The sequence below is a fragment of the Actinomadura sp. 7K507 genome (assembly GCF_004348425.1).
GTDB lineage: Bacteria > Actinomycetota > Actinomycetes > Streptosporangiales > Streptosporangiaceae > Spirillospora.
The window spans coordinates 1-18,553 of record NZ_SMKK01000087.1; the positions used below are offsets into that span (position 1 = coordinate 1).

The following is an 18,553-nucleotide window of genomic DNA, read 5'->3' on the forward strand; positions in this document are numbered from 1 at the left end:
CCGCCCCCTCGCCACACAGGCACAACACCGCCCGCACAACGGCCCAACCGTCACGATCACGTCCGAAGGCCGCCCCTGATCACCGGAGCGACGGCACGGTTCGCAACAAACCTCGGCCTCCACCGCAACCCCGCAACAACCAAGACCGTCGCGATCGCGTCCGAAGGCAGGTTTCGAGCCTGCGAGAAACCTGATCGCGCAGCGAGCCGCAAGGCGAGCCGGAGCGATGCAGCGATCGCACAGTAGTTCCCGCCGAAGGAGGGCCCCCAGGGCCCGACGCCAAGGGAACTACAAACTACACAGCGCGAGAGGGCTGGGGGCGGCCCGGCCGGGTGGTGAAGAAGACCGAGAGGGAGCCCTGGAGGCGTGCGCGGACGGTCTCCTCGTCCACGGGGCCGTCTTCGAGGACCGGGGTGCGGTCGAGGGCGCGGTCGATGAGGACGTCGACGTTGCGGTCGGCGACGAGGACCGAGCACGTGTCGCACGCGTACCAGGGGTAGAGCATGTTGAGGACGGCGACGGCGGTGTCGTCGTCCGACAGGTGCGTGGTGTCCAGCTCGACCTCGAACATGTCGGTGTCCTCGGGGTCCAGCGTGGGGTAGTAGAGCCAGCTCGGCCCGGAGGCGCCGCAGAAGTCGCAGCCGGGGTCCTGCGGGACGGGTTCACCGACGGCGAGTTCCAGCTCGTGGTCCCACGGTTCCACCCGCCGGTTGTGGCGGTAGCCCACGCCGTCGAGGGAGCCCTCGCGGTTGTGCGTGACGTCGTGCACTTCGCCACCGCAGCGAGCGCACATGAAGCCGATGTCCTCCATGTCCCTCCCCTGATCGCTGAGGCACCGGCTCTCACCGTATCCGTCCGAGGGGCTCCCTCGTACCGGGCGGCGCGATCTCGGATATGTTGAAGATCTTCTCGACGCCGCCGTCCCGGTGATCCCGGCAGCGTCACGCACCACCTGGAGGAACTGCCCGCCACCACCGGCCACGCGCTGCTGCTGCGGGACGGCGGGGTGCTCGCGTCCGGACCGGCGGGCGAGGTCCTCACGACCGAGCTGGTGAGCGAGTGCTTCGGCCATCCGATCACGATCACCCGGCGGCACGGCCGCTGGGCCGCGACCGCGGGGCCGGCCTAGCCCGCCGGGACGCGGTGGCGGGACAGGTGGGCGAGGACGGACTGGTTGGCCTCCCAGCCGTCGGGGAACTTCACCGGCACGCCCAGATGCACCGGCTCGGCGGACGGGTGCGCGTCCAGCAGCTCGGGGATGCCCGCCCGCGCCACCACGACGCACGCGTGCCGGTGCCGGGACGCCAGCACGCACAGGCGCCCCGACTCCAGGTGGAAGGCCGTGGCGTCGCGGCGCCCCGACAGGGGGTGCAGCATGACCGTCACGTCGTACTCGCGGCCCTGGAGCCGGTTGGCGGTGTCGACGGTGATGCCGTCGCCGTGCGGGCCGAGCGCCGCGCGGATCGCCGTGACCTGGTCGCGGTGGGCCGCGCCGACCGCGACGCGCGCCGCGTCGACGGGGCTCGACCCCAGCTCCGAGTGCGCGACGGGCCCGCGCTGGAGGAGCCGGACGGCGAGCGCCGCCGTCGCCTGGACGGCCTCGGCGTCGGTGCGCAGCGTGTGCCGGGCGGGCAGTTCGTAGAGGCCCCAGCCGGTGGCCGCGGCCTCTTCGAGCGCCTGGTCGTAGGTGGTGCCCATGCCGCGTGCCCCGAACTCCAGCCGCCGGTCGCCGGGGCCCGTCCCGGCGCGGAACCCGGTGAACGGGTAGAACGCCTCCGACACGACCGGCGCGGCCGACGCGGGCAGCCGCCACGACACGGGGAGCCGGTGGACGGGCAGGTCCGGGTTGTGCGCCAGCAGCACCGACACGGCGCTGCGCATCGGGTCCCACGCCAGGCCCGCCCAGCGCTCGACCTCGACCGTGGAGAACGGGTCGAGCTGCCCGGGGTCGCCCACGAACAGGGCCCGCTGGAAACGGCCGGCGATGCGCAGCAGCATGTCCGAGCGCATCTGGTACGCCTCGTCCACGATCGCCCACGGCCACGACCCGTCCGAAAGCGTCGCCCACTTGGCCGCGGTGGCGATCACGATGGTGTGCTCGGCGAGGTCGCCGGCCTTCTGCGCGACCCGTACCGCCGGATACGCCGCGACGCGGTCGGACGGGACGTACCCCGACGCCGACAGCCGCCCGAGCGTGACCTCCGGGTGCTTGCCGGCGATGCGCTCGATGAGGTCGTCGACCTGCTCGTTCGTCTGCGCCACGATCATCAGGCGCTCGCCCGCCGCGGCCAGGTGGGCGGCCGCGCGGACGACGAGGGTGGACTTCCCGGCGCCCGGCGGGGAGTCGACCACCACGCCTCGGTGCCCGCCGCCGAGATCGGCCAGCACGCCGTCGACGACCCGCGCCGCCGCTTCGGAGGGGTCCAGATCGTCCGCCGTCACCGGCGTCAGGCGGCGGCCCGCGGTCTCGGTCACGACCATTCCTCTTCGGCGTCCTCGTTCGTCGGTACGTACTCTCCGGGCGGCCCGCCGTGCGTCCACGGCGTGTCCTCCCGGTCGGGGAACTTCGCCGCGCCGAACGCGCCGTCGGTCAGCGACGTGAAGCACACCCGGTCGCCCACCTCGGGGACGACGCCGGGCTCGGGCGTCAGCTTGCGGCCCATCCCGCCGGTCAGCTCCAGGAGCACGGCGCCGTCGGCGATCTCCACGATCCTTCCCTTGAGCGCCGGGCGCGCCGCGCTGCACACGGTCGTCCCGGCGTCGAGCCGCAGCGGGTCCCGCGTCCCGACCCGCAGGTGCGGGCGGAGCTTCGGCCGCTTGCCCGTCTCGTCCAGCCGGGCCGGGTCGCAGTCGGTGACCACCCCGCCGAACGCCTGGCCCGCGAGCCGGTGCTCGGCCATGACGAGGGGGTCGTCGAACGCCCGCTGCGCGTCGTAGGCGTCCTGGGCGCGTTCGAGGTCGTGCAGCCGCCGCGCCGCGCGGACGGGCGGGTCGCGGCGCGCCTGCGGATAGGCCTCGCCGAACGTCTGGTGGTAGTACGTGAACGCGTCGCGGTCACGCTCCCAGCGCTTCGGCACGCTCGCGCCCTCGGGCAGCGCCCGCAGCAGCCCGGCGGCCCGCCACATCAGGTCCCAGGTCGGGGTGAGCTGGCTCGCGACCGCGACGCGCAGCCGCTCCTCGGCGCGGGAGCCGGGCCCCGCCCGGTCGAAGGCGGCGATCGCCGGGGCGAGGATCTCGTTGTCGAACGTCGGATCCGTCGCCGGTCCCGCCGGCGGGCACGCCACCGGATCCTCGGCACGCGCCGCCGCGGCCGGGCCGTCGAGCCCGCCGGGCGGGTCGATCCAGCCCATCAGGGCCGCGAGGTTGCCGTCCTCCAGCGAGCTCTGGCCCGTCGCCCAGTGCAGCCGGAGCAGCTCCGTCATGGCGCCGAGCAGCGACGACCCGGGATGGTCGTAGCGGTCGGCGAACCACGTCAGCCACCGGCCGAGCACCGGCACCGCCGGGTCCACCGCGTACGGCCCCTCCGTGCTGCGGAACCGCGTCGACCGCCCCATCATCCGCAGGAACGCGACACCGCCCCGGTTCGGGACGAGCAGCTGCGGCGCGTCCTCGTACCGGATCCGCTCCTCGCCCTCCTTGCCGGGCGGCAGCTCCTCCACCGCGCCCCGGCTCGTCTCAATGTGGTTCAGGACGAGCTTGGCGAGATCGGCCGCGAACGCGAACCGCAGGTCCCGGTTGCGCGGCTGCGGCACCACCAGCAGCGTCGCGTCCTCCGGCGCGCTCCCGATCATCGCGGCCAGCGGCGCGGCGGCCTCACCGGCCAGCCGCAACGGGACGAGCACCAGCGGCGCGTCCGGCACATGGCAGTGCCGCACCGTGGCCAGCGGACGCGCGACCCCCGCGGCCGCCGCCTCCAGCCGCGCGAGCGACGACAGCGCACTCATGTACCGATCACGCGACTCCCCCCAGTGCCTCGGCGCGGAGGCGGGCCGCGGCGCGCAGCTGTGCGGCCGTCTCCGCCAGGTCGTCGGACGGGGTGAGCGACCCGTCCGCCAGCGCGAGCGCCGTCCCGACGCTGTCGACGCCGCCGAGGTCGTCGCGGACGGACCGGCCGAGCGCACCGGTCGAGCCGCACGCGCGCGCCTCGTCCCGGCAGAACAGCGCCATCTCGCAGCCCGACATGCACTCGGGCGCGTACCGTGCCTCGACCGTGCGGACCGACTCGGCGAGCCCCTCTCCGGGCTCGAACGTCAGGTCGCCGGGCAGCGCAGCCAGGATCTCGTCGATGCGGGTGAGGCGGGCGAGCTGGCGCTCCAGCACGGCGAGCTGCGGCCGCACGTCCAGCGGCGTCGCAGTCGGCCGGTTGGAGAAGTTCTCCGGGCAGACGAGGAACACCTCGTGCGACACGCGTCCGGGATCGTGCCCCAGCTCGGCGACCAGCCGGCGCAGCGCCAGCACGTACACCGCCGACTGCCGTGCAGCCGCGGCGACCTGCTCGGGCTCGGCCTGCCCGTCCACCACGGCGAACGACTTGATCTCGATGACGTGCAGCCGGCCCGCGAGCTGGAACGCGATCACGTCCGGTTCCAGGTAGGCGAGCGTCCCGGCGATGTCGAGCCGCAGCAGCGGGTGGTCGAACAGCGTGCCGTCACCGGTCTCCAGCGCGCGGGCGACCAGCCGGCGCGTCCGCGAATGCCGCAGCTCCCGGCCCTCGTTGCCCGCGACGACCTCCAGGTCGTCGTAGGCGACCTCGGGGACGTCGAGGCCGAGGCGCTCGCGCAGCAGCGTCAGCAGCTCCGCGCACCCGTCCGCCTTCACCTGCGCCTCGAACGCGTTCCCGCGCGTGATCGCGAACTGCGACTGCCCGAACGGGGCGGGGAACCCCAGCTCCCGCGCCACCGCGTCCTTGTCGACGCCCGCCGCGTCCATCACCCCGCGGCGGGCGCAGCCGGGATTGGACGTCAGCGCGGCGATCGTGCGGGCGTCGTGATTGCGCGGGGGAGCGCCGCCGCGCAGCCGGTCCAGGTCCGGCGCGGTCTCGGTCATCTGTCCGTCTCTCCAATGCCGGCGGGTCGCCGTCCGGTGTCTCGCAGGGCCCGGAGCCGGCTGCCGAACAGCAGTTCCGCGTCGTCGAGCTGTGTCCTGGCGCGCCCGGCGGCGGACGCGCGCCCGCGCCGGTCGGTCTCCCGGTGCACGTCCAGTTCCGCCCGGGCCGCCTCGGCGAGCACGGCCGGATCGACGGTACCGACCGTACCGGCGACCGCCCCCGGAATGTTGGACGCGAAACGCCACAGGAGCCGCTGCACGTCGGGCTGCGGGTCGCCGCGGCCCGCCTGTTCGGCCAGCCGGCACGCGGACGTCAGGAAGTCGGTCCGCGGGCTCAGCGGGCCCACGATCCGCTGCTCCAGCGGCCAGGTGCTCACGGTGAGCAGCCCGCGGGCCGGCGCGAGCAGATCGGCGGTCAGCGCGGCGCACAGGTAGTAGGGGCGCGCGTACGGGGCGGTCCGGAAGGAGCGTTCCTCGTCGCGGCGCAGGCTCGTCAGCCGGCTCCCCGGGATCGCGCCGGGGAAGAACGCGGCGTACACCGACCCGATCAGCTTGGGCGCGGCCGGTGCGCCGAGCAGCGTGAGCGCCTGGTGGACCTGGTCGCGGACGGGCAGCAGCCCGCGCTGCTCTCCGCGCTCGCGTCCCCCGGCTTCACGGCCGCCGGCGGCGGTGGCTTCACGGCCGCCGGTGGCGCCGCCGTCACCGAGGACGGCGTCGTCCCAGGCCTGCTCGGTTCCGCGCAACTCGGCGCGCAGCTCGCGGGCCTCCCGCCGGTCACCGGACGAAACCGCCCGCCGGACGGCGGCGCGCAGCTCGGTGATGCGCGTCTCCAGCTCGTCGGGGGTCGGGACGCCGGGGGACCGGGACATGCGGCAGACAGTACAGGTACTTCCGGACAGTTCCAGTGTTTTCCAGTTTTGTGACCTCCCAGGGGCGTCCGGCGTCCCGGCGAGGGTCAGGTGGAGAAGCTCGCGCGGTAGGTGGCGGCCATGTCCTCGTCGCCGTGTCCCTGGTCGATGACGCGGCGGAACCGGGCGCCCGCCGCGTCGTTCACGTCGACGCGGATGCCCGCCGACTCGGCCGACTCGTGGATCAGCCGGGTGTTCTTCTCCGCGTTGCGGACGGCGAAGCTCGGCTCGAAGTCCCCGGCGAGCATCGCCTTCATCTTGACCTGCAGGTAGGCGCTGTCGAGCGGGCCGCCGGTCAGGACCTCGCCGAGCAGGGCGGGGTCGAGCCCGAGGCCCTCGGTCAGCGCGACCGACTCGGCGACGACGGCGGTGAGCGAGATGGCGTAGCTCACCGCCGCGAGCTTGAGGCGGGTGCCCGCGCCGCTCGCTCCGTCCTCGTCCAGCCACACCGTCCGGCTGCCGACCGCGTCGAAGACCGGCTCCAGGACGGTCCGCGCGTTCCGCGGCCCGGCCGCGAGGACCACGAGCCTCCCCCGCTCGGCGGGCTGCTTCGTCCCCTGGACGGGCGCGTCGACGAACGTGAGCCCCTGCTCGGCGGCGAAAGCGGCGAGCCGGGGCACGGACTCGACGCCGACCGTGCCCATCTGCGCCCAGACCTGCCCCGGCCGCAGGGACGGCGACGCGTCCCTCATGACAGACAGGGCCGTCTCGCCGCCGTCCAGCATCGTGATGACCACCTCGGCCCCGGCGGCGGCCTCGGCGGGGGAGCCGGCCACGGCCGCGCCGTCGGCCGCGAGCGGTTCCGCGCGTGACCGGGTGCGGTTCCACACCGTGACCCGGTGACCTTCCCTGAGCAGGGTGCGGGCCATCGCCGCCCCCATGATCCCCGTGCCGAGCATCGCGGCCGATGTCATGATTCCCCCTCCGATTCGTTTACGACGGCCTGGTGCGGGACGCCGGTCACGTGGTGATCGGCGCCGCTGTACCTACCCGGGAACGCACGGAACGTGCGAGGTCAGCCGTAGGCGGGACTGTCGCCCGGCGCGTCCGCGTACACGGCGCCGTAGGGGGCCGCGAACGCGTCCAGGGTGCCGTCCAGCTGGGCCGACCACCAGTTCACCAGGGCGGCCGAACCGCGCTCGCCGGCTCCGTCCTCTCCCAGATACCGGTTCCGCAGCGGTGCGACGTCGCAGAGCCGCTCCCACCACTCGCGGTGCACCGCCGACTGGATCTGCCCCGCGTCCAGCGGGAACGCCGACCGGTGGCCGCGCACGAACGCCTGGACCCGGTCGAGGTCGAGCCCGCGCTCGTCCTCGCACGCGAACAGCCGCGCCGCCGCCCGCACGACCTCCCCGGCGACCGGGCCGGTCGCCAGCCCGTTCCAGCCGAGGACGGCGGTCACGTTGCCGGAGCCGCCGTAACGCAGGTGCCCCGCGTGGAACGAGCCGTGCAGATGGCCGACCGTGCTCACCTCGATCTCCGGCGGCTGATGGTCGGCGAACTCGGTCAGCAGCCCGCGCCGCTCCCGCAGCCGGCGCCCGGTCAGCGCGTCGAAGTCGGTTCCGCCGCCGTCCGGAACGTCCTGGAGCATCGCGTCGACGGCGGCCGCCGCGTCCGCGGCGCGCGGCGTCGGCACCAGCAGGCTCTGCTGCACCGGCGGCGTCAGCCCGTCGAGCGCCGCGTGCAGCCGCCCGAGCAGCTCGCCGAGGCCCTCGCACTGGACGAACGTCAACTCCAGCCCACCGCGGCCCCGGCCGCCGACCCACGGGTACAGGGCGTAGCCGCGTCCCGCGGCGGTGACCAGCGTCCGGCCGCCACGCGCCGGCACCGGCGCGAGGACCGGGAGACCGGCCTCGTCCAGCGCGGTGGTCACGGCGTGCTGGAACAGCAGGCGGCGCCGGTCGGGTTCGGCGTACTCCTTCAGGAAGTACGCGCCGCCGGCCGTGTCGACGCGCCAGCACCGGCGGCCGGGCCCGGCATCGAGCGGGCCCGCGCCGTCCGGTGCGCCGATCTCCCAGCGCCTCAGCAGCCGCGGCGGCGGTTCGCTGCCGGCACCGGTCTCGGTGTCAGCGCTGTGTGACGTCGGCACCTCGGCACCTCGGCTGCGTCGGACGGCGGGTGGTCGAATGAATGTTCTACGGCGACGCTACACGTCCCGCCCGTCCCGCGAAAGGGAACGGCGCGGCTCAGGCGCGTTCGAGCACGACCACGGGAATGTTCCGGGTCGTCTTCTGCTGGTACTCGTCGTACGCGGGCCAGACGGCGGCCATCTTCCGCCACAGCGCGGGCTTCTCCTCGGGCGTCGCGGTGCGTGCCCGCGCGGTGAACTTGTCTCCCTTCACCTGGACCTTCACCTCCGGGTTCGCCCGGAGGTTCTCGTACCAGAGGGGGTTGTCGTCCGCGCCGCCCAAGGACGCCACGATCACGTACGCGTCGCCTTCGGGCTGGTAGATGAGCGGTGTCGTGCGCTCCTTCCCGCTGCGGCGCCCGGTCGTGGTCAGCAGCAGGGTGACGGTTCCCTGCCAGTCGTGCCCTACTTCGCCGTCGGTCTCCTGGTACCGCGCGACGTGCTCCTTACCGAACAGCATGGCCCTCTCCTTCGTCCAGGCTCAGCACCGGCCGCACCGTCCCGGCGCGGCCGTCTCCATAACCTCCGAACCATGCATGCCCTTCCCCGCCGATCGCCTCTGATTCCGGACGTTCAATACCCTGGGCGGGTGGACGACGCGGCTGAGGTGGCGCGGCGATGCGCCGAGACCATGTACGCACGGGACAAGGTGGCGCAGGACCTCGGGATGCGGATCACCGAGATCGCGCCTGGAACGGCACGGCTGCGGATGACGATCGGCGACACCATGGTGAACGGCCACGGCATCGCCCACGGCGGCTACGTGTTCCTTCTGGCCGACTCCGCGTTCGCCTACGCGTGCAACACCCATGACGCCGTGACGGTCGCGGCGTCCGCCGACGTCGTCTTCGTCGCGCCGGCCCGCACCGGGGACGTCCTGGAGGCGGCCGCCGTGGAACGCACCCGCTACGGCCGCAGCGGGATCTACGACGTGACGGTGCGCCGTGTCGTGGAGGGCCGCCGTGCCGCGGAGGGCGAGGCCGTGGACGGCGAGGTCGTGGCCGAGTTCCGCGGCGGAAGCCGCAGCCGCGACCAGCGCGTCCTCGACGGTCCCGGCTCCTAGACCGTGAGACCGGGTCGCGGGTCAGAGGTCGTTGAGGATCCGGGTGAGCTGGTTCGGGGTGTCGTCGGGGCGCGCTGCGGTGATGCAGAGGTTGTTCATGGCGCGCATGTAGGTATCGACGTCCGTCGGCTTGTCGAGGTAGAGCGCGCTGGTGAGCTGCTCCAGGTAGACGACGTCGGACAGGCCGGGCTCGGCGAACCGCAGGATGGTGAAGGGGCCGCCCGCCGCGGCGTGCCCGCCCGCGCCGAACGGCACGATCTGCAGGGTGACGTTGGGCAGCTCGGACGCCTCGATCAGGTGCTCGATCTGGCGCCGCATGACGTCGCGGCCGCCGAGCGGACGGCGGACGACCGCCTCGTCCACGACGGCCCACAAGGTCGGCGCGCCCGGCGAGGTGAACCGCTCCTGCCGGATCGTGCGGAGCTGCACCCGCCGCTCGACCTCGTCCTCGGCCGCGTCGGAGAATCCGAGCCGGACGACGGCGCGCGCGTAGTCCTCGGTCTGCAGCAGCCCGGGGACGAACTGCAGCTCGTAGGTGCGCAGGAGCGAGGCCGCCTCCTCCAAGCCGAGATACACCTCGAACCAGCTGGGGAGGACATCCCCGTACCGGTGCCACCATCCGGGGGTGTTGGCCTCCCTGGCCAGCTCCAGCAGCGGTGCGCGCTCGGCGGGGCCGGCGACGCCGTACAGGGTGAGCAGGTCGGCGACGTCGCGTTCCTTGAATCCGACCCGGCCGAGTTCCATCCTGCTGATTTTGGAATGCGAGCCGCGGATCTCGTAGCCCGCCTGCTCGGTGGAGATCCCGCATTCCTCCCGGAGGCGGCGCAGTTGTGCGCCGAGCAGAATGCGCAGGACGGTCGGTCCGCCGCGGCGGGGATAATCGATCAGCCGTCCGGCCGGATCACCTTCGGACGGAGGTGTTGGGGCAGCTGAATCCTGGGACAAGGGGTCACCAGCCAGTCGACGGGTCTGCTCGGGGGTGAGTCGGCACCGCCCTATGTTAGAGGATGCCGACGGGTTTTTGGGAAGTATGAAAAACCCATCCGCCTGGAATCGTGCGGTACCGAGGTGAACGCACGCGAGGACCTGCCCCAGGGCCGGTGCGTACGGCCTGTGACCAGTGCGGTCGGTGGCCGGACCGCTGCGGAACGTGGCACTGCGGTGACACCCGACACTGGCCGGGCGGTCATTTCCGTGGTGCCTGGGGCACCGTTGGCGTATGAATTGCCCGGTCTTCTCCAGCGGTTCGGACGACCAATCCCGACCGGTCATTCCGCGCGACCGTCGTGTGACGCTCGCACAACGACCGTCCTCCATTTCGGTGAATTTCCGGGACATGCCGCCGCGCAGATCATGCCAGAGCGCCCCGCCCCCCGGCCGCGCGGATTCCGGCCGCGTGATGAAGCTCTCGTCCGGCGCGGGTGTGGTCTGGGATGCGTCCGGCGTTGAGTGGTGAGAGAAGCGATCGGGCCCCACCGCTCACGAGGGGCGACCGCCACACCATGTATGGGGGAGTCATGAACGCGACACGGGAACGACCAGAGGTCCGGTTCCTGACCTCGGGTGATGTCACGGCGCACGAGCGCTCGGCGGCGGAACGCGCCGTCCGGACCGCGCTGAAGGGCGCCGAGGGCGTCACCTCCGTCCAGGTCACGCTGAGCGTCGTGGCCGACGCGTCGCTGCCGCGCCCGGCGCTGGCCCAGGCCGTCGCCGACATCGACGGCCGCCGCGTGCGCGCCCAGGCCGCCGCACCGCGCATCGACGAGGCCATCGACATGCTCCGCGAGCGTCTGGCGATCCGGACGTCCTCACTCCGGGCGAGCTGAGAACGAGCCGCGCATGGTCGAACGGCGGCGCCCCGCACGGGGACGCCGCCGCTCGTCCCCCGGGGCCCGGTCAGGCGTCCCGGCGAGTGAGCGCGAACGCGGCGAACCCCAGCGGTACGAGCGCGTACGCCGCCATCATGGCCGCCGCCGCGCCCGGCGACAGCAGATCGCCGTAGACGGAATCGTCCGCACCGAGCCCTGCGGCCTGGGCGGGCAGAGCCCCGGGCACCACCGACCCGATCCGCTCGCTCCACGGCTCCGGCAGCTGGAAGACCAGCAACGGCAGGATGTGCCACAGGAAGACGACCGAGACGAGCGCCCCGGCCGTCGACCGCAGCAGCACGCCCAGCGCCAGGCCGAGCAGCGCGAACATCGGCACCGACGTCCCTGAGATGGCGAAGCTCGGCAACTCCTGCGCGATGGACGTGCCCTGATCCGGGAACGCCCGGTCGCCGACCACGAGCCGCGTCCCGAGGAACGAGCCGATCGTCACGACCTCCCCCGCGACGAGGGCGACCGTCCCGATCACCGCCGCCTTGGCCGCGAGGACCGTCCGGCGGCGGGGGAGCACCGCGAACGTGGTCCGGATCATGCCGGTGCGGTACTCGGACGTGACGGACAGGACGCCGAGCACCCCCAGGCAGAGCCCCGCGCCCCACCCGCCGAGCTCCTGCAGCGGGCGCAGCAGCAGGTCCTCGCGGCGCTCGTCGGACAGACCGTCCCATACGTGGGCCATCTGGAACGCCAGCAGCAGGACGACCAGGACGAACGCGGCCGTCGCCGCGAGAACCCAGTAGGTCGAGCGGACCGAGCGCAGCTTCCACCATTCGGCCGCGAGCGCGTCGGTCACCACATCCCGCCTTCCCGAGCGAGCCGGCCTGCTTGCTCTGGGCGCGCCCCGAACTCGGCGCTGCCGGCGGTCAGCTCCATGTAGGCGTCCTCCAGCGAGGCGCTCCGCGGCGTCACCCCGTACAGCGGGATGCCCTTCTCCGCGGCCATGTCGCCGATGGCGGCGACATCCAGCCCGGTGACCACCAGGGTGCCGCCGGGCACGCACTCGACACCGCCTCCCGCCGCGGCGAGCACCGCGGTCAGGTCGGCCGGACGCGGGGAACGGACGAGGATCCCGCGTTCGAACCGGTCCGCCAGCTCCCGCACCGACGTGTCGGCGATCAGCCGCCCCCGCCCGATGATGATCAACCGGTCGGCGGTCAGCTCCATCTCGCTCATCAGATGGCTGGAGACCAGCACGGTCCGCCCCTCGGCGGCCAGTGCCCGCGTCAGCTCCCGGATCCAGCGGACGCCGTCCGGGTCCAGCCCGTTCACCGGCTCGTCGAACATGAGCACCCCCGGATCGCCCAGCAGCGCCCCCGCGATCCCGAGCCGCTGCCTCATCCCGAGCGAGAACCCGCCGACCCGCTTGCGCGCCACCCCGGCCAGGCCCACCTGCTCCAGGACCTCCGTCACGCGCCGTGCCGCGATCCCGTTGCTGCGCGCCAGCCAGCCCAGATGGTCGAACGCCCGGCGTCCCCCGTGCACGGCGGACGCGTCCAGCAACGCCCCCACCTCCCGCATCGGCCGCCGCAGCGCCGGGTACCGGCCCCCGTTCACCAGCGCCTCGCCGGACGCCGCCGCGTCCAGGCCCAGCAGGATGCGCATCGTCGTCGACTTCCCGGCCCCGTTCGGCCCGAGGAACCCGGTCACCGCGCCCGGCCTCACCGCGAACGACAGGCGGTCCACCGCGGTCGTCGCGCCGTAGCGCTTGGTCAGCTCACGTACCTCGATCATGCGTCGACCGTCCTACGGGACGGCCCCTCCGCACATCGGAACCCGGTCGGGAGCCCCGCGTGCGACCGTGCTCCGAGACCACCGCGACGCCTCCGCCCCAGGTATGACGCCCGCCGGCACGAGGCGCCCGCCCCGATCGGCCCGCTACCTTCGATGACGTGGAAGATCCCGCGGTGCGCTCCCCGCTCCTCAGACGGCTCGGCCGGCGCCGCCTGATCGGGCTGGACGCCGGGGCCGCGGTCCTCTACACGCTCGGTCTGCTGGTCCTGCCCCACGACACCGGCGTCTCGGCGGCCCTCGCAGTGCCGCTCGCCGCCGCGACCGGGCTGCCGCTCGCGGTCCGGCGCCTGTGGCCCGTCCCCGCCTTCCTCGCCGTCCTTTGCGCCTCCACCCTGACGCTCCTCCTCGGCCTGCCCTGGGACTCCTTCGCCGGCGCGGCCTTCGCCCTCTACATCGTCGCGATCACCCGCGGCCGCCGCCGCTGGGTACCGACGCCGCTGATCGGCGCGGTCAGCGGCGTCGTCATCCTCGCCGGCGCGATCGCCGGCCCCGTGAACTGGCAGGCCGAATTCACCGGACGGCTGCTGCTCGGCCTCGCCGTCCTCGGCGCGTCCTGGGCCCTCGGCCGCGTCGTCCGCGAGCGCCGCGCGGACACGGCCCGCTCCGCCCGGCAGCTCGCCGACCGGGCGGTTTCGGACGAACGGCTCCGCATCGCCCGCGAACTCCACGACGTCGTCGCGCACAGCATGAGCCTGATCGCCGTCAAGGCCGGCGTCGCCGTCCACGTCGCCGAGGCCCGCCCCCAGGAGGCCCTCGACGCCCTCCGCGTCATCGAGACGACGAGCCGCGGCTCCCTGGCCGAGATGCGCCACCTCCTGGGCGTGCTGCGGACTGGCGGCGCCGACACCGCCCTCACCCCGTCCCCGGGCCTGGCCGACCTGACCGGACTCGCCGAACGGGCCGCCATGGCCGGCGTCCACGTCGACCTGGAGGTGGACACAGGAGAACTCCCCGAAGGCGTCGCCCTCTCCGCCTACCGCATCGTCCAGGAGGCGGTCACCAACGTCGTCAAGCATGCCGCCCCCGCCCGCTGCCTCGTCCGCCTCCAGGCCGACGGGTTCCGCGTGCGCATCGACGTCACCGACGACGGCCCCGGCGTGCGCGTCCTTCCCGGAGGAGGCGGGCACGGGCTCATCGGCATGCGGGAACGCGTCATGATGTACGGCGGCGACTTCACCGCCGGACCTCGTCCCGAAGGCGGTTTCGCCGTCTCGGCCGCCTTCCCGTACGAACCCTAGGAAGCCCGTGGAACTGCGCGTTCTCGTCGCCGACGACCAGGCCCTGCTGCGCGGCAGCTTCCGCGTCCTCATCGACACCGCGCCCGGCCTGCGCACCGTCGGCGAGGCCGGCACCGGCGCCGAGGCCGTCGAACTGGCCGGACGCGAACGCCCCGACCTCGTCCTCATGGACGTCCGGATGCCCGAGATGGACGGCATCGAGGCGACCCGGCGGATCTGCCGCGACCTCCCCGGCGTCCGCGTCCTGATCCTCACGACCTTCGACCTGGACTCCTACGTCTACTCGGCGCTGCGGGCGGGGGCCAGCGGCTTCCTGCTCAAGGACACCCCGCCCGCCGACCTGCTGTCGGCGATCCAGGTCGTCGCCTCCGGCGAGTCCCTGCTCGCGCCCTCCGTGACCCGGCGCCTGATCACCGAGTTCGTCCGGCGCCCCGGGCCCGTCCAGCCCCCGCCCCCCGGCCTGGACGGCGTCACCGACCGCGAGCGCGAGGTCCTCGCCCTCATCGCCCGCGGCCTGTCCAACACCGAACTCGCCGAGCACCTCCACCTGAGCCCCGCCACGGTCAAGACCCACATCGGCCACCTGCTCGCCAAACTCCACGCCCGCGACCGGGCCCAGCTCGTCATCGCCGCGTACGAGACCGGCCTCGTCCGCCCCCGCTGACCCCCGCCGCGGGACCCGCCCGCGTGCGGGCTCGCGCCATCGCACGACCGAGTGGCGTCCCAGGACGCGGCAGGGGCGGTCACGACCGGAGGGAACGCGGGCAACCAGCGGTTGGAATGTTCACAGGAGGGCGGGTGCGAGGCGCTCGAACTGGTCGGCGGACGATGCCAGGTCCGGGGTGAACACGGAGACGCACACATGGTCGGCGCCCGCGTCGAGGTGGTCCTGGATCCTCGTCCGGATGGCGGTTTCGTCGCCCCAGTTGAAACAGGCGTCGACGACCTCGTCCGATCCGCCGCCGGCCAGGTCGGCGTCCCCGTAGCCCAGGCTCTGGAGCGATCGGGTGTACGGCGAGCCGGGCATGCCGAGTATCTGCGTCTGCCGTGCGATCCCGCGCGCCGTCTCCGGGTCCGTCTCAAGGATCGCGGTCTGCATGACGACGAGGAGCTTGTCCGGGCCGAGCCGCTCCCTGGCGGACCTGGTGTGCTCGACGGGCATCATGGCGGGCAGGGCGCCGTCGGCCTTCTCCCGAGCCAAGCCCTGCATCTTCGGCCCCAGCGCCGCCAGGAGCCGGGGGAAGGGCACCTCGGGTACGGGCGCGGCGTCCACCGCGGCGTCCATCCCGTCGAGGTACTCGCGCGTCCGGGCCATGGGGCTCGTCCACTTCTGCCCGCTCTGCTCGACGACCGCGCCCATGCTGACGCCCACCCCGAGCGCGAACCGTCCCGGATGGGCGTCGGCCAGCACCGAGGCCGCGCCCTGCATGGTGGCGGGATGCCGTGCCCACAGGTTCGCGATCGCCGATCCGAGGACGATCCGCTCGGTCGCGGACGCCAGCACGCTCAACTGCGTGAACACCTCCCGGCCCCCGATGGCCTCGTTCACCCAGATCGAGCCGTAGCCGGCCTCCTCCACACGCCCGGCCGCGCGCCGCCACTCATCCGCGGGAGCGATCGGCGTCATGAGGCCGGCTCCGATCCGGCCGAGCCTCTTCCTCGCCTCGTCCACCGCCGTCATCGGCCCTCCTATATTTGGAACGTACAATCCGCTTAGGACAGTACCGGAACGCACGACCCGTTTGTCAACGAAGGAGATCCCGTGAGCGGCCAGCCGCAGCGCGCCGACGCCCGCCGGAACCGCGACCGCATCCTCCAGGCCGCGTTCGAGGCGTTCGCCGCGGACGGCCGCCTGGTCCCGCTCGACGACATCGCCCGCCGCGCCGGCGTCGGAGCCGGGACGGTCTACCGCAACTTCCCCACCAAGGAGGCCTTGTTCCAGGCCGTGGTCGCCGACCGCATCGACCGCATCGTGGAGGAGGCGCACGCCCTTCAGGACGCGGACGACCCGGCGGACGCCTTCTACGGCTTCCTCATGTCGAGCGTCGAGCGCGCGATGTCCAACCACGCCATCTGCGACGCGCTCGCCGTGGACGTGGGAGGTTTCGACACCAAGAACCAGGACCAGGAATTCACACGCGCCCTCGATGTCCTGCTCCGCCGAGCCCAGGACGCCGGTGCGGTACGTCCTGACGTGACCGTCCAGGAGGTCCGGACACTCATGGTCGGCTGCATGCTCATGGAACGCCTCCGCCGCCCTCTGGGCCGGCCCGGCCGCATGACCGCCCTGGCCTGCGACGCACTCCGTCCCGCAACGAAACGCAACGAAAGTGCGTCGCGTAACGAAACCCGGTGCGCGGTCTGCGCGACGCCCCTGGTCCCGGCCCCCACCGGCCGCCCGGCCCGCTTCTGCAGCCCGTCCTGCCGCCAGAAGGCCCACCGCCGCCGCACGAAACCCAACTGAACCCGCCCCGGACGGAGTCCAAAGCCCAGACCGGAACCTCCGCGCAGCCCCCGGACCCCCGGGGGGCTCCTCACCGTCGGCTTGCGCCGGTCCCTTGATGCCGGGGATTCGGATTCGGTGTATCGCGGGCGTATCGAAATCCGCATACGCCGCCGCAACGGCCGTCCGTTTTCAGTGGAGGCATGAACCACAGAGCATCACTGTCGGCGTCGGCCGGTCGTAGGCGCGGGAACGCGCTCGCCAGTCCGGCGACCCTCGCGACCGTCACCCGGCTCGTCGCGGCGCTGCTGGTGCCGATCGCCTTCTGCCGCGCACCGGGCCGCGCCCGCTTCCTGGCCTGCCAATGGGCGCTGGGCCTGCGCTTCCCCGCCGAGGACCTCCGCGGGCTGGCACCGGAAACGCTGGCGGCGTTCACGCACGCGCGGGCCGAGGCCTTCTGGCGCGACGGGCAGCTCATCGGCCTCACCTCGGGGCACCGCGACGCGGCGGAACAGCACCGGATCTTCATCGCGGAGGTGCGGCGCACCGGCTCGGTGTCCGCGGCGCGGCGCCGGGCGCTGCCACCGGAGGAGTCCAGCCACGTGCGGGGGCTCGCGCTGGACGTCCGGCCGACCGAGGGCGCGCGGTGGCTCGAACGGCACGGTGGGCGGTACGGGCTCTACCGCGTCTACGGCAACGAGTGGTGGCACTTCGAATACCGCACGGCCGAGCCGGTCCGGCTGCCGCATCCGGGCGCCGCGGCTCGGCCGTCCGAGCGCGGCGCCGCGTACGGGCCGTGCCGCGTCCATGGCGATGAGCCCTGGCACGGCGAACGGCGCCCCGGTACCACCGGTGGCGATCGCCCGCCGATGGGCGCGGATCCGGCGGCGGACCCGAGGACGCAGGCGTGAACCGGGCGCCGGTCACGCTTCAGCGCCGGTCAGGTGCCCTCCGGCCGCCGGCCTTGCAGACGCTGCCGGTGGCCGTGACCGGGAACGTGGCCAAGGTCCGTGCGCGGACACCGAGCACGATCATGGCCGTCGTCAAAGCCGACGGTTACGGCCACGGCGCCGCCACGGTCGCCAAGGCCGCCGTCGCCGCCGGTGCCGGGTGGCTCGGGACGACGAGTGTCGCGGAGGCTTCCGCGTTGCGTGCCGCGGGGCTGGCGGTGCCGATCCTCACCTGGCTGCACCCCTCCGGGATCGACGCCGAGGCGGCGGCCGCCGCCAGGGCCGATGTCGCGGTCGGGTCGGTGGACGAACTCGGCGCGCTCCTTGCGCGAACCGCGCCGACGGTGCGGGTCCATCTGCACGTGGACACCGGAATGTCCCGCGGTGGCTGCCCCCGCGGGGAGTGGGACGAGCTGATCGGCCTCGCTCAGCGTGGTCAGCGGGCTCGGAGGGTTCGCGTCGTGGGCGTCATGGGGCATCTCGCGCTGGCCGACCGGGCCGACCCCGCGGCGAACGCGCCGGCTGTCGCCGGCATGCGCGAGGCGCAGCAGGCGGTCCGGGCGGCCGGGCTCGGTTCGCCGCTCGCTCATCTCGCCGCCACGTCGGGGGCGCTGACCGACCCGGCGACGCATTTCTGCATGGTCCGCGTCGGAGCGGGACTGGTCGGCATCGATCCCTCCGGGACCGTGGAGATGCACGGCGCGTCCCGCCTGACCGCGCCGATCGTGCACACGACGGCTGCCCCGGCCGGCACGCCGGTCGGTTACGCCGGCACGTATGTCACCGAGCGCGCCACCCATCTGAGCGTCCTTCCCGTCGGATACGCCGATGGGATCCCGCGAGAGCTCTCGCCCCGGGCCGGCGTCGAGATCCGCGGGCGCCGCTTCCCGGTCGCCGGGCGGGTGTCGATGGACCAGATCGTGATCGATACCGGCGCCGCGTCCTTCCCGGCCGGCACGTCCGCGACCGTGTTCGGCCCGGATGGGGGCGCGACCCCGACCATCGGGGACTGGGCCCGCTGGGCCGGGACCATTCCGCACACCATCGTCACCGGCATCGGCTCGCGGGTGAAAAGGAGCACCGCGTGAGAGGGGCGCACTACG

Annotated in this window: 20 protein-coding genes; 8 read left to right on the forward strand and 12 right to left on the reverse strand. The window is 73.5% G+C overall.

Annotated elements, in window-relative coordinates; translation table 11 throughout:
• Nucleotides 1-295: 295 nt before the first annotated feature.
• Entirely contained in the window at nt 296-811 is a 516-nt protein-coding gene (locus E1285_RS20555; protein ID WP_132154446.1) for a hypothetical protein, read from the reverse strand.
• Between the two features lie 195 nt (nt 812-1,006).
• Here E1285_RS20555 and E1285_RS48205 point away from each other — a divergent pair, with 195 nt between their 5' ends.
• Nucleotides 1,007-1,129 (forward strand): hypothetical protein, encoded by a 123-nt coding sequence (locus tag E1285_RS48205; RefSeq protein WP_279510079.1) that lies wholly within the window; start codon nt 1,007-1,009, stop codon nt 1,127-1,129.
• Here the strand turns inward: E1285_RS48205 and E1285_RS20565 are convergent.
• From E1285_RS20565 to E1285_RS20595, 7 genes are all read right to left on the reverse strand, one after another.
• On the reverse strand, nt 1,126-2,475 hold the full coding sequence (locus tag E1285_RS20565) for an AAA family ATPase (protein ID WP_243722938.1): 1,350 nt from the start codon (nt 2,473-2,475) through the stop codon (nt 1,126-1,128). The two genes, E1285_RS48205 and E1285_RS20565, sit on opposite strands and share 4 nt — an antisense overlap.
• Nucleotides 2,472-3,944, reverse strand: coding sequence for a hypothetical protein (locus E1285_RS20570; RefSeq protein ID WP_132154450.1), 1,473 nt, complete (start codon nt 3,942-3,944; stop codon nt 2,472-2,474). The genes E1285_RS20565 and E1285_RS20570 overlap by 4 nt, the downstream gene beginning before the upstream one ends.
• A 7-nt stretch (nt 3,945-3,951) precedes the next feature.
• Complete coding sequence (locus E1285_RS20575) at nt 3,952-5,046, reverse strand: hypothetical protein (protein WP_132154452.1); 1,095 nt, start codon at nt 5,044-5,046, stop codon at nt 3,952-3,954.
• Nucleotides 5,043-5,915, reverse strand: coding sequence for a hypothetical protein (locus E1285_RS20580; RefSeq protein ID WP_132154454.1), 873 nt, complete (start codon nt 5,913-5,915; stop codon nt 5,043-5,045). Before E1285_RS20580 ends, E1285_RS20575 begins: the two co-directional genes overlap by 4 nt.
• Nucleotides 5,916-6,001: 86 nt before the next feature.
• Complete coding sequence (locus E1285_RS20585; protein WP_132154456.1) at nt 6,002-6,868, reverse strand: NAD(P)-dependent oxidoreductase; 867 nt, start codon at nt 6,866-6,868, stop codon at nt 6,002-6,004.
• A gap of 101 nt (nt 6,869-6,969) precedes the next feature.
• A complete protein-coding gene (locus E1285_RS20590; RefSeq protein WP_243722939.1) occupies nt 6,970-8,043 on the reverse strand; it encodes a phosphotransferase in 1,074 nt (357 codons plus the stop codon).
• A gap of 97 nt (nt 8,044-8,140) precedes the next feature.
• Nucleotides 8,141-8,542 (reverse strand): nitroreductase family deazaflavin-dependent oxidoreductase, encoded by a 402-nt coding sequence (locus E1285_RS20595; RefSeq protein ID WP_132154458.1) that lies wholly within the window; start codon nt 8,540-8,542, stop codon nt 8,141-8,143.
• A gap of 171 nt (nt 8,543-8,713) precedes the next feature.
• Between E1285_RS20595 and paaI the strand changes: the two genes are divergently transcribed.
• Nucleotides 8,714-9,145 carry a hydroxyphenylacetyl-CoA thioesterase PaaI gene (gene paaI, locus E1285_RS20600; RefSeq protein ID WP_207946697.1) on the forward strand — a complete coding sequence of 144 codons (432 nt, stop codon included), beginning with the start codon at nt 8,714-8,716 and terminating at the stop codon, nt 9,143-9,145.
• A gap of 21 nt (nt 9,146-9,166) precedes the next feature.
• On the opposite strand, the gene E1285_RS20605 is transcribed toward paaI, so the two are convergent.
• Nucleotides 9,167-10,033, reverse strand: coding sequence for a helix-turn-helix transcriptional regulator (locus tag E1285_RS20605; protein ID WP_132154504.1), 867 nt, complete (start codon nt 10,031-10,033; stop codon nt 9,167-9,169).
• 629 nt (nt 10,034-10,662) lie between these two features.
• On the opposite strand from E1285_RS20605, the gene E1285_RS20610 reads away from it, so the two are divergent.
• Nucleotides 10,663-10,971: a heavy-metal-associated domain-containing protein gene (locus E1285_RS20610; protein WP_132154462.1), complete on the forward strand. Its 309-nt coding sequence runs from the start codon at nt 10,663-10,665 to the stop codon at nt 10,969-10,971.
• A 70-nt stretch (nt 10,972-11,041) separates the two neighbouring features.
• Here the strand turns inward: E1285_RS20610 and E1285_RS20615 are convergent, their stop codons facing one another.
• The gene (locus E1285_RS20615; protein WP_132154464.1) at nt 11,042-11,821 is read right to left on the reverse strand and encodes an ABC transporter permease subunit; all 780 of its coding nucleotides are present in this window, start codon (nt 11,819-11,821) and stop codon (nt 11,042-11,044) included.
• Entirely contained in the window at nt 11,818-12,759 is a 942-nt protein-coding gene (locus E1285_RS20620; protein WP_132154466.1) for an ATP-binding cassette domain-containing protein, read from the reverse strand. Before E1285_RS20620 ends, E1285_RS20615 begins: the two co-directional genes overlap by 4 nt.
• Nucleotides 12,760-12,917: 158 nt before the next feature.
• Between E1285_RS20620 and E1285_RS20625 the strand changes: the two genes are divergently transcribed.
• Both E1285_RS20625 and E1285_RS20630 read left to right on the forward strand, forming a co-directional pair.
• Nucleotides 12,918-14,057: a sensor histidine kinase gene (locus E1285_RS20625; protein WP_207946695.1), complete on the forward strand. Its 1,140-nt coding sequence runs from the start codon at nt 12,918-12,920 to the stop codon at nt 14,055-14,057.
• A gap of 7 nt (nt 14,058-14,064) precedes the next feature.
• Nucleotides 14,065-14,721, forward strand: a complete 657-nt coding sequence (locus E1285_RS20630; RefSeq protein WP_165966687.1) for a response regulator transcription factor — start codon at nt 14,065-14,067, stop codon at nt 14,719-14,721.
• 120 nt (nt 14,722-14,841) lie between these two features.
• Here E1285_RS20630 and E1285_RS20635 read toward each other — a convergent pair whose 3' ends face one another.
• Nucleotides 14,842-15,738, reverse strand: coding sequence for a TIGR03620 family F420-dependent LLM class oxidoreductase (locus tag E1285_RS20635; protein ID WP_132154468.1), 897 nt, complete (start codon nt 15,736-15,738; stop codon nt 14,842-14,844).
• 81 nt (nt 15,739-15,819) lie between these two features.
• Here E1285_RS20635 and E1285_RS20640 point away from each other — a divergent pair, with 81 nt between their 5' ends.
• From E1285_RS20640 to alr, 3 genes are all read left to right on the forward strand, one after another.
• Nucleotides 15,820-16,521, forward strand: a complete 702-nt coding sequence (locus E1285_RS20640; RefSeq protein WP_207946696.1) for a TetR/AcrR family transcriptional regulator — start codon at nt 15,820-15,822, stop codon at nt 16,519-16,521.
• A 182-nt stretch (nt 16,522-16,703) separates the two neighbouring features.
• Nucleotides 16,704-17,411, forward strand: a complete 708-nt coding sequence (locus E1285_RS20645; RefSeq protein ID WP_132154470.1) for a D-alanyl-D-alanine carboxypeptidase family protein — start codon at nt 16,704-16,706, stop codon at nt 17,409-17,411.
• Entirely contained in the window at nt 17,408-18,538 is a 1,131-nt protein-coding gene (gene alr, locus E1285_RS20650) for an alanine racemase (protein ID WP_132154472.1), read from the forward strand. The genes E1285_RS20645 and alr overlap by 4 nt, the downstream gene beginning before the upstream one ends.
• The last annotated feature ends 15 nt before the right edge of the window (nt 18,539-18,553 follow it).